This window comes from Coprococcus sp. TF11-13 (genome assembly GCF_003481085.1).
In the GTDB taxonomy this organism is placed as follows: domain Bacteria; phylum Bacillota; class Clostridia; order Lachnospirales; family Lachnospiraceae; genus Coprococcus; species Coprococcus aceti.
The window spans coordinates 428,858-443,228 of sequence record NZ_QUKK01000002.1 but is presented as its reverse complement, the minus strand read 5'-3'; the positions used below and the strand labels follow the sequence as shown (position 1 = coordinate 443,228).

The following is a 14,371-nucleotide window of genomic DNA, read 5'->3' as shown; positions in this document are numbered from 1 at the left end:
GCATCCATGTGTTCAGCCTAGTTCATAAATATGTGTCCAGGATTCTGGGTACATATCAGAATACGGAGTTTTTCTATATCGTCCTCATTAACACCTAAGTTTCGCAACTGCTTTTCCTCGGCTTCTTTCCAGAGCCGCCATTTCTTTTCTTCTTTGGCTTTGTTGTATGCCATATTGTTTCCTCCAATCTGAATTTTTTTGAAAATCCAGATTGGCAGGCGGAGAACGACAACCAACGCAAGAAGTAGCCTTGTTCTGTGTTAAGACATTTTTCGACAAACAAAAAGCCGCAAAGGTACTAAGACCTCTACGGCAATAAGCGTAAGCATATCTATAATCAAGAGATGTAATCTCTACTTGTAAAATGTAAGAGTGCCACGAGTGAGTGATGATTTTTTCTAAAAGATAATCTTCACTCCACTGTGACACTCCGTAAATAGTAGCTGCTTCTGATGAGCAGCATTGCGGTCATATTCGACCATCGCATAAAAAAATTCCTCCAAACTCGAAAACGGGTTCGGAGGGAAGTTGAATTTTCGTCTGGGCGTGTTTATACTGCCCACCAAAGCACCGTTTTTTTATTTGGTGGGCTTGCTTCATATTGATTTTAAAGCTTATCTTACTTGATGTTTTGAAAATGCCTTATGGGAAATGATTGAACCTATTACTACTAAAGCAATCGCAACAGGAATAGACCATACTGCATAAAGCATACCATTGTGCATTTGTTCAACAGACATTATGGAAATATACTGTGAATAGAAAAGGGGCATCAGCACAATAATTCGATATAATGCACTTGTTTCAGAGATAGGAAGCATTATCGGTATCACATGAATAGCTGCTGAAATTACAAACGCTATCATTTGACTTTTACAAACAGCAGACAGAATTAAAACTATTCCTGTTACACTGATTGCACTCATAAACGCCAACAGGATTTGATACTTTAATACTGTTCCGCAAGTAATATTAAACGGAATATACCCTTCTAAAAAATCTATTGGAGCAAAAAGGATAGAGCAGTCCAGCCCCTCTGTTCCATAAATAGCAACCGCAATAAGCAAATTGAAAATAACAACCAAAGTCGTTATGAAAACGGCTGAAAGTAAACTTGCTAATACTTTTGCTGTGGCACATTTTGTCTTTCCGTATTTACTTGTCAAAATAATGTTATCCACTCCACCATACTCGCCAGAGAAAACAGGAGCAATTAGCAAAATAATTACTAATGAAAGGACAATAAAAATCTTCGCCATATTTTGGCTTGTACTAAGCCAACCGTTTACATACCCAACTTTTATTTCTTTATCGCCAAATACATCTGCTACGCTTAACCCGTTCCAATTTCCATCTATATCAGCAAAATGGGAGAATACAGAAGACTGCAAAGCATTTTGATAAATGTATTTTGCGTTCATTCCATGTAAATCTTGAGTAGGCTTAAACTCAGACATCATCTGCTGTACTTTATTGTCAGTTAACTTTCCCTCATACTTCAATGCAATTTGCTTATCAATTTCTACCGCAGCTTTTCCAGTTTCCTCTGCACCGTTTCCGTCAAATGCGTACATACTGTGAAGCGTGGAAAAAGACAGTATCAAGGACAATAGTAATACGGCAGCAACAGAAATAACCGCAAAGCGTTTTGTCAATATTTTTCGTAATTCAAACTTGATTAGATTTTTCATTATTCGTTCACTCCTTTAAAATAGAATAGATACAAATCCTCTAATGTAGGTTCTACCTTTATCGCATTTTCCATAGGCGACTGTTCAGAAATCACACGCAGAACCGTACAATTATTTTCAATGTTTCGCAAATTGCTTATATTCAGAGTTTCAGAATATTGCTCCGCACGACTGGTCGGAACTGTACATTCCCATACCTGTCCGTCAATTTCTGTGGTAATTTCCTGCGTTTTTCCAAAATGGAGAATCTGACCGTCTTTCATCATAATAATGTCCTCAGCAATAAACTCGACATCAGAAACAATGTGCGTAGAGAGAATAACTATTCTATCTTTAGAAAATGCACTAATCAGATTACGAAAACGGACACGCTCTTTTGGGTCAAGACCTGCTGTCGGCTCATCTAAAATTAAGATGCGTGGATTATTCAACATCGCCTGTGCAATACCTAAACGTTGTTTCATACCACCAGAGAAAGTTTTGATTTTGAGGTTTCTTTTCTCTGCTAAGTCAACAGCTTCCAACAATTCTGTTGCTTTCTTATGAGCTTGTTTTTCACTCAGTCCTTTTAATGCCGCAACATACATAAGGAAATCCCAAGCTGTAAAGTCTGGATAATATCCAAACTGTTGCGGTAAATATCCCAATAAATTACGGTACTTCTCTCCGAGTACAGATATGTTTTTCCCATCCAAAGTAATTTTCCCAGAGGTCGGTGTCTGAATATCGCAGAGTAACCGCATAAGGGTAGTTTTTCCCGCACCATTTGCACCAAGCAAACCGTAAACGCCATTTGATAATGAGAGGTTCAAATGGTTTACGGCTGTTTTTGAGCCATATTGCTTTGTTAGTTGAATTGCTTTAAGTTCCATATCAAAAACTCCTTTCGTCTTAGGGAGCAAAAAAATACTCTCCATGTGTTTACATAGAGAGTATAGAATGCAATTTTCTACTTTTTATCTACTAATCGAGAGATTTGAAAAAAGCAGTCACTTTTGCTCCGATTGAGCAATTTTCAATTTTCAGATAACCACCGTGATGTTCACATAAAATTTTACAGATATACAGCCCAAGTCCGAAATGCTCAGAGTGATTTTCTTCTTCCGTAAAATATGGATTGGTTGCTTTGCTTAAAATATTTTTTGAAAAGCCACATCCATTGTCTGAAACAGAGAGATAAAAGCCATCATTATTACTTGTGTAAGTGATGTTTACCTTTGATGTTGCGTATCGGATTGCATTTGAAATCAAATTATTATTAACTTGTGAAACAAAAGTATAATCAATGCCAATAGGAATATCGGAAATGTTATTTTGAATAGAAAGAGTTTTTCCACTTTGCTCACACAAAATTCTTGCACTATCAGCTATTGCGGTCACATAACCGCTTATATTAGACTTGTCACTTATGGGTTGAGCATCTTCTAAACGACGCAAGTGGCTCATACTATCAACATATCTTTCCAAACGGAAAATATGTTTTCCCATTGTTACAGCGGTGCTTTTGGTTATTGGGTCATGGTTGGACTGTAAAATTTCATTATACCCTTTTAATACGGTAAGTGGAGTACGTAAATCGTGAGCAAAAGCAGCATTAAGTTGTTTTCGTTCTTCCATTTGCCGCCACATTTCAGAGAAATTATTAGCAAGGGTAAAACGCATTGTTTCAAATGATGAACACAATTCTCCTAATTCATCTTTGCTGTCATATTTAATTGAGAAGTTTAAATTATTATTAGAAATCATTTCAGAAGCGGCTTTTAATTCTGTAAGCGGTTTTTTTAACTTGTTTCTATAGAATAACAAGGTCGCCGTAATAATACATAACGCTGAATAAATCGGAGTTGCAATTATTGGGGCAACTTCACATATTGAAAGTAACCGTTGGTCTTTTTCAGACATTGCAACAGGTGCAACTCCAATATAATTGCCATCACCGAGTCTTTCTCCATTTTCATTTGTTAAATAATATTTTTCTCCTGTTGGGGGATATTTGCTTTCAATCGTTTTTGTAGCATTATTGCACAAAGTAGCTGTTCCTGCACTTAATAGAATGGCAAGAATTACAAACGCTGAGATATAAAGTATTATACTTTTTCGCAATGACAGGTTACACCACATTTTCTTTATCTTATCCACTTATATCCACACCCCCAAACTGTTTCAATATAAGATTTATTTGTGTATGCTGCAATTTTTGTTCGTATTCTGCGAATATGCTCGGCAACAACACTACTATCTCCCTCACTGTCATATCCCCAAACTCTTTCATAAATTCTCTCTTTATCAAAAACTTGTCCTGCGTTTTGAGATAATAACTCAACAATGTCAAATTCTTTTTTTACAAGACCAATAGGTTGGTTCTGTATATAAACAGTTCTTTCAGAGTAGTCAATTAAAAGTTCTCCTGAAAACTTAACTTTTGTATTCGTTTGATGTCGTTCTTCTCTTCTTAAATGTGCTTGCACTCTGGCTTCAAGTTCAACAAGAGAAAACGGCTTAACAATATAATCATCACCACCTACGGAAAATCCTTGTACCTTATCATTTTCTTCAATACGGGCAGTTAAAAAGAGTATAGGGCAAGAAACATAATCCCTAATTTTCTTGCAGACTTCCATCCCATCAAGCTTCGGCATATTTATATCTAATAAGATTATATCTGGTTGTAATTCTGCTAATTTGAGGGTTTCTACTCCATTATAAGCAGAAAAGACCTCATAGCCCTTGCTTCTAAAAAATCCTGTAAGCATTTCAACTATATCAACTTCATCATCGGAAATTAAAATCCTGTACCTCACATATAACACCTCCATAATAAACACTAACGAAAAATTTTCAATTTTTCATCAACTTTTTTCTTGCATCAGCAGGCTTTTCAGCATTTTTCGGAATAAGCCACACACGGTTAATATTCATAACCCCCTCAATACGGTTTCCTTTACAAAGTCTTTGTACCCATCTTAACGATACGTTCCACTTTTCAGCGGCTTCCTGTGCTGTCATATATTCAAACATATCTGACCTCCTAAGGTGTACTGTATATATTATAGCCGTTTGAACGAACAGTATCAAGTGTGCAATTATGAACTTTGACCGCTTGTAATAAGAGATTTTATATCCTAATATCAGAGATTTCAAATCGTTCTATAAGAACTCACATTTCTGCAAAATATAACAGTAGCATTTTGCAGATACAAGGTGGTGAGTTTATGGACACAAGAAACAATGATTTTGACTTCGATTTTACACCGATAGGACAGGCAATCAAGAAAGCAAGGACAGCAAAAGGTATGACCAGAGAGCAGCTTGCTCGTATTGTAGATTATGACCCAAGACATCTTCAAGCGATTGAAAATGAGGGACAAAAGCCAAGTCTGGAACTGCTCATTCAGCTTGTGACAATGTTCGGTGTATCGGTTGATGAATACATATTCCCAGATAATGAGGTCAAAAGAAGTTCCGTCCGCAGACGCTTAGACGCAGAACTCGACAAACTAAACGATAAAGAGCTGTCCATAGTTGAAGCAACTGTCAGCGGACTATGTAAGGCAAAAGAGCCAGAGGAATAAACCTCTGGTTTTTCTTTTGCCCATTTTTAATAGGCAGGAACACCGTAACCATAGATGGAGCTGCTTCCAACCGTATATTGCTTTTGTCTGCAAGCATCGCCAGAATTACCCTCCACGGTGTAAACGACACCGTTTTCGCATTTCTCCACAATGCCTACATGGTCGGTTTCTCCGTCGCCTTCCCAATCAAAGAAAATAATATCGCCTGCCTGCGGCTCGTAGTTTCTGTCTTGCCATTGTCCGTTACCCTTAAACCAATTTGAGCCGTCCACGCAGCCTGCGAATTTCGGGATAATCCCGCTTTCGATATAACCACACTGGTCGGCACACCACGATACGAAGCAGGCACACCATTCTACACGCCCATCAAAGCCATACCAACTCCAATAAGGCTGACCGCCCTCATTTCCGAGCTGTGTCAAAGCGACCTCTACAATGGCTTGGTTGCTGCCGCTTGTGAACGCCCGTCCATACGGATAATAGCGTAACACATGGGCGGGGTACTGTGTGTCGCCGTATTTTTCCCACCCTAACCGCTGTGCCTGCATGGTGGAAAACTCTACCGCATTGGCGTAGGAATAACCGCCGTAGTTGGTTTTCGCCCATGAGATATACCCATTGCCGAAGTTATAGCCCTGCAAGGCGAGCTTGATACGCTCCATGTCAATCGGGTTTTCCACCTCGGCAGAGATAAGGGCGGCTTTCAGCTCCTGAACGCCGCACTGGATGGAATACTCTGGGTCTTGTATCCCGTTCGGCTCATGGGGATACCTTGTGTTAAAGCTGCCCTCCGCCGCCTGCATGGGGTCAAGCCCACGCCCGCCAGACTCCTGCATCATCACCGCCTTGATAAGCTCCACATATTCGGGGATGCCGTACTGCTTAGCGTATTTCTGTATCAACGGCGTGTAGGCTTCCACCTCCGCACTGACGGGGGTATAGGAAGTGCTTTCGCTTCCTCCCCCAAATAAGGACACGGCACATCCGAGTAGGACAACAATCAAGATAATCACGACGGCAATCCAGCCGCCTGCGATTAAAGCGGAAATCAGAGCCTTTGTTCCTGCAATAATCGCCTTGACCGCAACTATAGTGGCTCTGACCGTAGCTTTTGTTGCTTCAGCGGTTGCCTTTGCGGTGGCTTTTGCCGCCTGTGCTGCCTTTTGGGCAGTTTTCGCAGAAGCCTTTGCCGCTGCATGTGCCGTTTTTACCGAGGTTTCCGTCGTTTTGATTGCCGCCTTAGAAGTTGCCTGTGCGGTTTTAATTCCCTTTTCGGTAGTCTTGACTGTTCCCTTAGCAGTTGTTTTCACCGCTTTTTCTGCATTTCGGGCTGTGCTCTTAATCATTTTTTGCCCCTGCTGTCGGGTCTTTATCAACTGCGATTTTGCTGTCTGAGAAACATCGGGGGCAGAGGAACGGCTTGCAGCCCCGTGACGGATCTGCAAGCCGTGTTGTTCTGACATATTCTGTGCTGCTTTCTGTTCTGCGGCTTTGACAGCCCGACTTTGCTTGAAATCGGTTATTTTATCTTTTGCCTTACCGATATTCTCCTGCGTTGTCTTGACTGCCTTTTGCCCCTGCTTATTGAACTGGTGGACACCTTCGTCCTTTGCACGGTCTGCCGCAAAAGAAATCCTGTCCGCAGCATATTCTGTGGCAGAGTTTTCATCAGCGTAATATCCCTGTTCCGCTTTTTCCTTTATCCCCACATAGGCAGACTTCATACGCTCACTGGCTATGGCGGCTTTATCTATGGTCTTTATCGTACCTTTGACCGCATCTCTGGTTTTTATATCAGCCATAGAAAACCTCCTTTCCCAGAGAATTTGCGTTCAAATCAGCCGACCTTTTTTGCCACTACAACGAGCCTGCCGTTCTGTGCGGAGTATTCGCAGGTGGAAAGGGTAATGAGCCTGTCGCCGTATCCAGCGGTCACACCTGTATCATACAAAGCAAGCTCCTTGCACTTCCCGATATAGGAATTAAAATCTTCCTCATTCTCCGCATCAACAAAGTCGTAGTATCGGAAGCCCTCAGAGCTGTACGCCACAGTCTTAAATACAGCGACGATTTCATACTCTGCCTGCTCTGTGAGGGTATCAAACTGAATATTCTTGTGTTCCTCATAAAAGCTCTTGGACTTGTAATCCTCCAACGCTCCAAACATCTTGCCGCCCTTAATGTGATGACCGTAGATAACCAGATTGTCACTTTCAGCAATATCGCAATTCTCCTGCACATAAGGCGTTCCTAAATCGCTGTACTCTTTTTCAAAATTGTGCTTCAGATAAAAATTCGGATTGTTCCTGCTCTGCATCACAGGATAATTGATTGTCGTGCCGGCAATGGAAATCCAACCGACCATATCCTCATTCTGTAAATACAATTCCTGATACTTGGCAAGCACATCTTCCCCCTCGCTGACAGGGGCATCGTCTGGCACGGTTTCATCCGTGGGAGCCTGCTCTACCATCTCGGCAATCTCCTCAAAGGCTTCCGTCTGCTCGTCCACCTCTGCATAGTAATGATAAATGCGGAAGCCGCAAAAAGCCGCCGTACCTAACAGGCACACGGCGGCTACAACACAGATAATAGATTTATAATTCTTCATAGGCTTTTCCTTTCTTATCTTGAAATTTCCGTCTGTTTTCTGGGAGCAGGAAGCTCCCTGCAATATTCGGGGTATCTGACCTTGATACCCTCCATAAAGTAGGGAGCAAACTCACAGCAAAACAACTCCTCTGGCGTGAAATACCGTTCCCGCCCTTCCTCTGCATACCCGTTCCAAAGGTTAAAAGCAAGATGGCAGACCTTGACTGTTCCGCTTGTCTGCCAGCCGCCGTGCATACCCTCTGGCTCGATGCAGTCCTCCTTGAAATTGAACATCTGGTTGATGTTCGCCCTCGTTTCCGAAGCGATACCCATCACATAGAAAAATGCCCTGTGATAACAGTCGTTCACTCTGCATTTCATCATATTTTCCAGAAAGAAATCACGGTGAGCCGTATCACGGAATTTAATATCAGCCATAAAAGACCTCCTTTCTTAGACCTCACCGAACTTGGTCGTCATCAACTTGTAAAGCTCGGTATTGCGTGGGAACTTGTTTACAAACGGCACAAGGGAGCTGCCAACTTTGAGTAATCCCTGTCCTGCACCGACATTCGTGATATAACTCATCTGAAGGTCGGAGATATTAAGGAGCTTGGCAAGCTCAAGTCTGTCCGTAGATGCTTGGTTAAGCATAATGATAAATTCGCTGTTAGCAAGCATCGTCCTTGCCGTATGGCTCTGCAAAAGGTCGTCTACATTCTGCGTAATACCCGTACAGTACGCACCGTATTTACGCACACGCTTCCAGAGGGTAAAGAGGAAGTTTGCAGAGTATTCGTGCTGAAAGAGCAAATAGATTTCATCAATGAAAATAAAGGTATTTCTGCCTTTGGCTCTGTTCTGCGTGATACGGTTTAAGATACTGTCAAGCACCACAAGCATACCGATAGGCTGTAACTGCTTACCCAAATCCAGAATGTCATAGCAGATAAGGCGGCTGTGGGTATCCACATTGGTATGCTTGGCAAAGGTGTTGAGAGAGCCATCTGTAAATAATTCGATAGCAAGGGCGATTTCCTGTGCTTCTGGTTCGTTCTGTTTAAGAAGTTCCTCACGGAAGTCCTGCAAGGTTGGCGGCGTTCCCATATAGTTGCCCTGCTGATAGTAGCGGTACACGCTTGCCGTACATCGGTCAATAATGGATTTCTGCTTTGCTCCCAAGTTCGTGCCGCCGATGAGCTGTTCGCAAAGGGATAAAATAAACTCCGATTTCAGAATGACAGGGTTTGCACCGTCACCGTAATCGGAGTTCATATCCATAGCATTGATGTGATTTTCACTTGTCGCAGAGATATGAATAACCTCTCCCTGCATTGCTTTAACAAGCGGGGAATATTCACGCTCTGGGTCAATGATGATTATATCGGCATTAGGGTCGGTCAGAATGATATTCGTCATTTCTTCCTTTGCAGTAAAGGATTTTCCTGCACCCGACACACCGAGAATAAAGGAATTGCCGTTAAGGAGCTGCCTGCGGTTGGCGATAATCATATTTTTGCTGATGACATTCTGACCGTAATACACACCATTTTCGTGGTAGATTTCCTGCACTCGGAACGGGATAAACACTGCAAGGCTCTCTGTTGTGAGGGTACGCAGGGCATCTATCTTCCGTACACCAAATGGCAGAGCTGTATTCAATCCGTCCATCTGCTGATATTTCAGCACCGCAAACTGGCACAAATGCTTTCTTGCGGTAGTCAAGAGAGCTTCTGTATCATTGTCGAGCTGCTCTTTGGTATCTGCCGTATGCACCATCGTCAGCACAGCAAACATCATTCTCTGGTCACGGGTCGTCAAATCGTCCAGAAATTCCTTGCTTTCCTTTCGCTGCTGTTCCAAGTCATAAGGAATAACGGCAGAAAAATTGTTGTTCTGGTTCTGCTTCCTCTGCCAATTCGTGATATTGGTTTCCACACCAAGCAGACGGTTTTCCACCTCCCGCACGGCTTCATCTGTGGGAACAGGGATAATGTCAACGGACAGCATCATATTCCTGTTCAGCTCACAAAGCTCCGCCACCATACTGTCCTTGATATATGCCGCATACTCTCTGAGAAAAATCACACGCCCATATCTGTCACCCATTCTGAAGCAGTCGCTCTCAAATTCAAAGGTATCGGGACAGATAAAATCCTTGAAATCGTGACCTTTCCGCATCGTCTGGGTAATATCGAAGTGGAACGCTGTTTCTTCTCCTGTACGGTAGAAGTCGTGGAAGATACGCAGCTTGTCGCCTGCGTCCAGTTCCACACATTTCGACCCCAGACGGTTAAAGTGGGCGATAAGGTCAGCACCCACACGGGCGAAGTAGTTTCGGGCTTCCTCAATATTCTTCTTGCAGACGGATACGGTTACATACTTATCCTGTACGATGGAATTAGCCCCTGTCGCCTTATCCAGAAGCATTTTGTTATATTCCTTACGGTACTTATCCAGACCGTCATCAGCCATTGGGATTAAAATAGTCTGTTCAAAATCAGCTTTGTTCAAGCGACGGTTGTTGATAGTGATTTTCGTGGTCGCACCGCTGTCAAGGGAATTAAGAAGCTCCGAGTATTCAAGGAACATTGCTTCCTTATCCTCACGGCTTGCCACGGCATAGTTTATATCCTCAAATTTAAAGGTCTTTGCGTACTTGTTCCTGCCGACAAGGAATATGCCGTCATCCCAGATTGTCTTAATCGGGATAACATTCTGTACCGACTTCGGCACAACAAACTTTTCCCTGTCCTGCTTGAACAGATTTTTAAGAGTTCTCAGCATTGTTTACCTCCTTGCTGCGTTTCGCTTTTTTCTTTTTCGTTTTCTTTGGTTTCGGTGTCCTGCCTTTCTGCTTTTTCCGTACTGTCGGCAACCCTTTTTCATGGGCTTCAATGGTCGGCTTCATCGTTTCGTAATAGAGATTATCTGGCAGGAACATCAGCTTTTTCGGCATCAGAAATTCCGATTTAATCCACGCCCAGACAAACTGCTCTGCGGTCATACCGTTGTATTTGATAAATCCCATTGCCGCAAAGGGGAACGCACCTAAGATACAAACCCAACTGAGGGTTTCCGTACCAAACCGTGGACGGAGAAGAAAATACAAACCCACCGCCACGCCGCAGGCAAGGACAGAAAAAATGAACTGTCTGAGGGACAGTCCAAAAAACATACTCTCCGTATAATTACGGATTTCCTTATTTATCTTGACTTCCAATCATAGCACCTCCCTTACAAGCCCATCATTTCTCTTACAACACGGTCTGCCATTTTGACCGCACCGACAAGGACGAGCATATTGAACACAAGCTCCCCGATATAGCTCCATACCATTGTAACCGCCGCCGCATCGGGATTGACCACAGGCGGAGAAGAAGCAAATAGGGAAAAGATAATGCAGGCAAGCACGATAACCGCACCTTCAAGGCATACAGCGGCATAGCTCTTAATGAAGCTCTTGCCGACGCTTTGGCTCGGCTCTCCAGCAAAAGCGGAAAGGGGTACGGGTGCTATGGCAGTATAGATATACAGCTTGAAAAACCTGCCATATACCGACATAATCATTATGAATGACAGCACCGTAATAAACAGTCCGCCTATCAGCGTGACCGCCCATAGCGGGATACTCTCAAAAAATCCGCAGTCTTCAACGGCTGTCACGATTTCCTGCGGCAACACCGTCTGCTGTGCCGAGCCAAATCCTACGGCATTCATAATCGTGGAAATCATACCCTGCACAATCTTAAACAGTGCCATCATCAGTTCTAATCCGTAGGTCACTGCACCTTTGGCAATGGCAAAGCGGATAAACAGCTTCAAAGCCTGCTCTGGTCGCTTGACTTCTGCAAAATTTCCGCAGGTACGCATCACACCCACAACAAAGAACAGCACGAGCAGGGCAAGTCCAATAGCCTGCACCGCACCGTGAATATCCACGATGACATTCCATATCGTGCCTCCCTTAAAGTTCTCTGGGGATTGGGTAATGAGCTGCCATATCTCGGCTAATTTCTCATTCCAAGTGTTTAGGGCGTTCTCTAAATTCTGTACCACCCAGTTATCAGACATTTGACCACCTCCTTGATGATATTAGATAACGGGAGCGAGTTCCGCACTCGGCGGATCTGCTCCCGTTATCTTTTTGTGTCAGTCTGTTATCTTAGCCTGTGATAAGAGTCAAGATTTCTTTTGCGAAGGTAATGACAACGCCGCCTGCAAGGGTCAAAAAGCCGTTAGCTCTCTGGGACGGGTCATGGGATTTGAGGGAAAGACCAATCTGCACGATACCAAAGCCGAGCATAATCATACCAACAGCCCTCACCAGACCGAAAATGAAATCGGACAGATTGTTGACTACCTGAATGGGGTCATTGGCAGCAAAGGCGGTTACGGAAGTACCAAGCACAAAGGTCATTGCCATAACAGCCATACAGTAATAGCGGAAGCCTTTCTTAACCTTTTTAGTCATCGGCAGCTTCGTGGTTTTCTTGTTCTCGTTCTTCTTAAAAAGTTTCATAGGGTAAATCCTCCTTATAAATTGAATATTTCTTCCAAGTCCTCATCGGACAGAAGCTCATAGGAAGTGCTGACAGCTGTCACGCTCACGGCGTTATCTGGAATATCACTGTCAAACACAAGAGTTGCGACAGCCTGCGTAGGCTCTCCGTGGATATACGGCGGTTGCCCTCCGTCAGCCGTCAGCTTCACATTCGGGTGCTTCAAGATGTCATACTTGAAATCCATAACGGGGCGTTCTCCACGCACAAAAAGAAGTGCGTATCGGTTATCAAGCATACGCACTTCGTCTGGGGTCATCAGCTCACGCCCCGAAATCTGATAATTTGTTGAATAGTTACCACTCCGCCCAGAGCTTTTCCCATAGGTGTTGGTATCAATGGTTTCCTTGCCCAAAAGTTCTGACACATATTTGTGGGTGCTTTGCTCGTTGCCGCCCAAATACAGAAACTCATCGCAGTTGCCGACAATGCTTTCCCATTGCTTTTCAAAAAGGGCTTTGAGCTGTGCCAGATTTTGCAGGATAATGGATACCGATACCCCTCTGGAACGCATAACAGACAGGATTTTATCAAAGTCATCAGGCAATGAAACATTCGCAAATTCGTCCATTATAAAATGGCAATGCACAGGCAGGCTTCCGCCGTACTTGTGGTCTGCAAGATAAAAAAGCTGCTGAAAGAGCTGGGTATAAAGGATACTGACAAGGAAATTAAAGCTCGTGTCGTTGTCTGGTATCAGAGCGAACAGAGCGACCTTCTTTTCTCCCAGACTTGGCAGGTCAAGCTCATCGGTGGCGGTAAGCCCTGCAAGGCTCTCCAGATTGAATTTTTCAAGCCTTGCGGCAAGGGTTATCTGGATACTCTTTAAGGTCTTTGCACTACCAGAGTGGTAATCCCTGTAATACTTGAGGGCAATATGCTCTGGGTTTACCATTTCCAGACGGTCAAACAGCTCGTCCAGAGGGCTTACATAGCTGTCATCGTCCTCTCGGACTTCGCCTGCACGGAGCAGCTCCATAACCATCGGGAAATTCTGCTCGTCTGGCGGTGCTTCATATTTCAGATAGAACACCAGAGCCAGAAGCAGCATACTTGCCGCCGTATCCCAGAATGGGTCTTGCGACTGTGAGCCTTTCGGCGTGGTCGCCTTAAACAAGTTTGTTACCAACCTCTGAACATCGTTATCGTTCCGCAGATAGACAAAAGGATTGTAACAATGGCTGCGGTGCATATTGATAAGGTCAAGCACACGCACCTCATAGCCTTTCTTTTCCAACAGACCGCCGATGTCACGGACGATTTCGCCCTTTGGGTCGAGTATTACAAAAGATGTGTTGCACTGCATAGCATTTGGCTTGCAGAAAAACCTCGTTTTACCCGCACCAGAGCCGCCGCAGACTAAAATATTCAGATTCCTGCGGTGCTTTTTCCCGTCCAATCCGATACGGACATTCTGGGTCAAGAGCTTATTGGCTGACGGGTCTTTATCTCGGTACTTCTTATTCAAAGCACCTGCGTTGCCCCATTTCGCAGAGCCGTGTTCCTCACGCCTGCGGTAATTCCTGCGTGTAGAGAAATAAACGCCGATGCCCATAGCGTAGGCAAGCAAAAAAATAAGGACAGTCTTTATGCTGTCCTCACACATCGTTATTTCAAGCGGATTGCCCATCGCCACGGGCATACCTCGGATAATCTCTACAAGACCGCCACTGACATAGGGTGCTGTCAGCAGGGCAAGCCATACAACAGGAAGTATGCCGCAAACAGTAAGGATTAGGCTCGTTTTCTGGTCATCGTTCCTCATTACACCTGCAATGCACGACCTTAACCTTTTTTGTCGGAGCATGTGCCACCTTACTTATCAGCTCGTCAACAGGCTCGGTGGGGCGTTCCTCCTGTAACTGCCTTGTACGCAGGGTGTTTAAGGCGTTGATGACGATGTTCTTATCGTACTTATCAAGTGCGATATGGTATCGTTCTTCTCTCATAGTCT

The 14,371-nt window shown here is 43.7% G+C and carries 15 protein-coding genes and 1 pseudogene; 1 reads left to right on the top strand and 15 read right to left on the bottom strand.

Annotated elements, in window-relative coordinates; translation table 11 throughout:
* Positions 1-59: 59 nt before the first annotated feature.
* From DXD11_RS06530 to DXD11_RS06505, 6 genes and pseudogenes are all read right to left on the bottom strand, one after another.
* Positions 60-173, bottom strand: a pseudogene (locus DXD11_RS06530) (sigma-70 family RNA polymerase sigma factor); the annotation flags it as partial.
* Between the two features lie 441 nt (positions 174-614).
* Entirely contained in the window at positions 615-1,691 is a 1,077-nt protein-coding gene (locus DXD11_RS06525) for an ABC transporter permease (RefSeq protein WP_015560142.1), read from the bottom strand.
* A complete protein-coding gene (locus tag DXD11_RS06520; protein ID WP_021932294.1) occupies positions 1,691-2,563 on the bottom strand; it encodes an ABC transporter ATP-binding protein in 873 nt (290 codons plus the stop codon). The genes DXD11_RS06525 and DXD11_RS06520 overlap by 1 nt, the downstream gene beginning before the upstream one ends.
* Positions 2,564-2,654: 91 nt before the next feature.
* On the bottom strand, positions 2,655-3,830 hold the full coding sequence (locus DXD11_RS06515; RefSeq protein ID WP_226852905.1) for a sensor histidine kinase: 1,176 nt from the start codon (positions 3,828-3,830) through the stop codon (positions 2,655-2,657).
* Positions 3,818-4,492: a response regulator transcription factor gene (locus tag DXD11_RS06510; RefSeq protein WP_117889533.1), complete on the bottom strand. Its 675-nt coding sequence runs from the start codon at positions 4,490-4,492 to the stop codon at positions 3,818-3,820. Before DXD11_RS06510 ends, DXD11_RS06515 begins: the two co-directional genes overlap by 13 nt.
* Before the next feature lie 37 nt (positions 4,493-4,529).
* The gene (locus tag DXD11_RS06505) at positions 4,530-4,709 is read right to left on the bottom strand and encodes a helix-turn-helix domain-containing protein (RefSeq protein ID WP_015560140.1); all 180 of its coding nucleotides are present in this window, start codon (positions 4,707-4,709) and stop codon (positions 4,530-4,532) included.
* A gap of 194 nt (positions 4,710-4,903) precedes the next feature.
* On the opposite strand from DXD11_RS06505, the gene DXD11_RS06500 reads away from it, so the two are divergent.
* Complete coding sequence (locus tag DXD11_RS06500) at positions 4,904-5,263, top strand: helix-turn-helix transcriptional regulator (RefSeq protein ID WP_015560139.1); 360 nt, start codon at positions 4,904-4,906, stop codon at positions 5,261-5,263.
* Positions 5,264-5,289: 26 nt separating this feature from the next.
* Here the strand turns inward: DXD11_RS06500 and DXD11_RS06495 are convergent, their stop codons facing one another.
* The 9 genes from DXD11_RS06495 to DXD11_RS06455 form a co-directional block, all read right to left on the bottom strand.
* Positions 5,290-7,065 carry a lysozyme family protein gene (locus DXD11_RS06495; RefSeq protein ID WP_015560138.1) on the bottom strand — a complete coding sequence of 592 codons (1,776 nt, stop codon included), beginning with the start codon at positions 7,063-7,065 and terminating at the stop codon, positions 5,290-5,292.
* Between the two features lie 35 nt (positions 7,066-7,100).
* Positions 7,101-7,874 (bottom strand): class B sortase, encoded by a 774-nt coding sequence (gene srtB, locus DXD11_RS06490; protein ID WP_118366426.1) that lies wholly within the window; start codon positions 7,872-7,874, stop codon positions 7,101-7,103.
* Positions 7,875-7,888: 14 nt separating this feature from the next.
* Positions 7,889-8,293, bottom strand: a complete 405-nt coding sequence (locus tag DXD11_RS06485; RefSeq protein WP_015560136.1) for a DUF6075 family protein — start codon at positions 8,291-8,293, stop codon at positions 7,889-7,891.
* Between the two features lie 15 nt (positions 8,294-8,308).
* Entirely contained in the window at positions 8,309-10,642 is a 2,334-nt protein-coding gene (locus tag DXD11_RS06480; RefSeq protein ID WP_008703425.1) for a VirB4-like conjugal transfer ATPase, CD1110 family, read from the bottom strand.
* Positions 10,626-11,078: a PrgI family protein gene (locus DXD11_RS06475; protein ID WP_006857250.1), complete on the bottom strand. Its 453-nt coding sequence runs from the start codon at positions 11,076-11,078 to the stop codon at positions 10,626-10,628. Before DXD11_RS06475 ends, DXD11_RS06480 begins: the two co-directional genes overlap by 17 nt.
* A gap of 14 nt (positions 11,079-11,092) precedes the next feature.
* Positions 11,093-11,929 (bottom strand): hypothetical protein, encoded by an 837-nt coding sequence (locus tag DXD11_RS06470; protein WP_006857249.1) that lies wholly within the window; start codon positions 11,927-11,929, stop codon positions 11,093-11,095.
* Between the two features lie 91 nt (positions 11,930-12,020).
* The gene (locus DXD11_RS06465) at positions 12,021-12,377 is read right to left on the bottom strand and encodes a glutamyl-tRNA amidotransferase subunit A (protein WP_008703428.1); all 357 of its coding nucleotides are present in this window, start codon (positions 12,375-12,377) and stop codon (positions 12,021-12,023) included.
* Positions 12,378-12,391: 14 nt separating this feature from the next.
* A complete protein-coding gene (locus DXD11_RS06460; RefSeq protein ID WP_118758015.1) occupies positions 12,392-14,182 on the bottom strand; it encodes a VirD4-like conjugal transfer protein, CD1115 family in 1,791 nt (596 codons plus the stop codon).
* Entirely contained in the window at positions 14,169-14,366 is a 198-nt protein-coding gene (locus DXD11_RS06455; RefSeq protein ID WP_006857246.1) for a hypothetical protein, read from the bottom strand. Before DXD11_RS06455 ends, DXD11_RS06460 begins: the two co-directional genes overlap by 14 nt.
* Positions 14,367-14,371 lie beyond the last annotated feature (5 nt).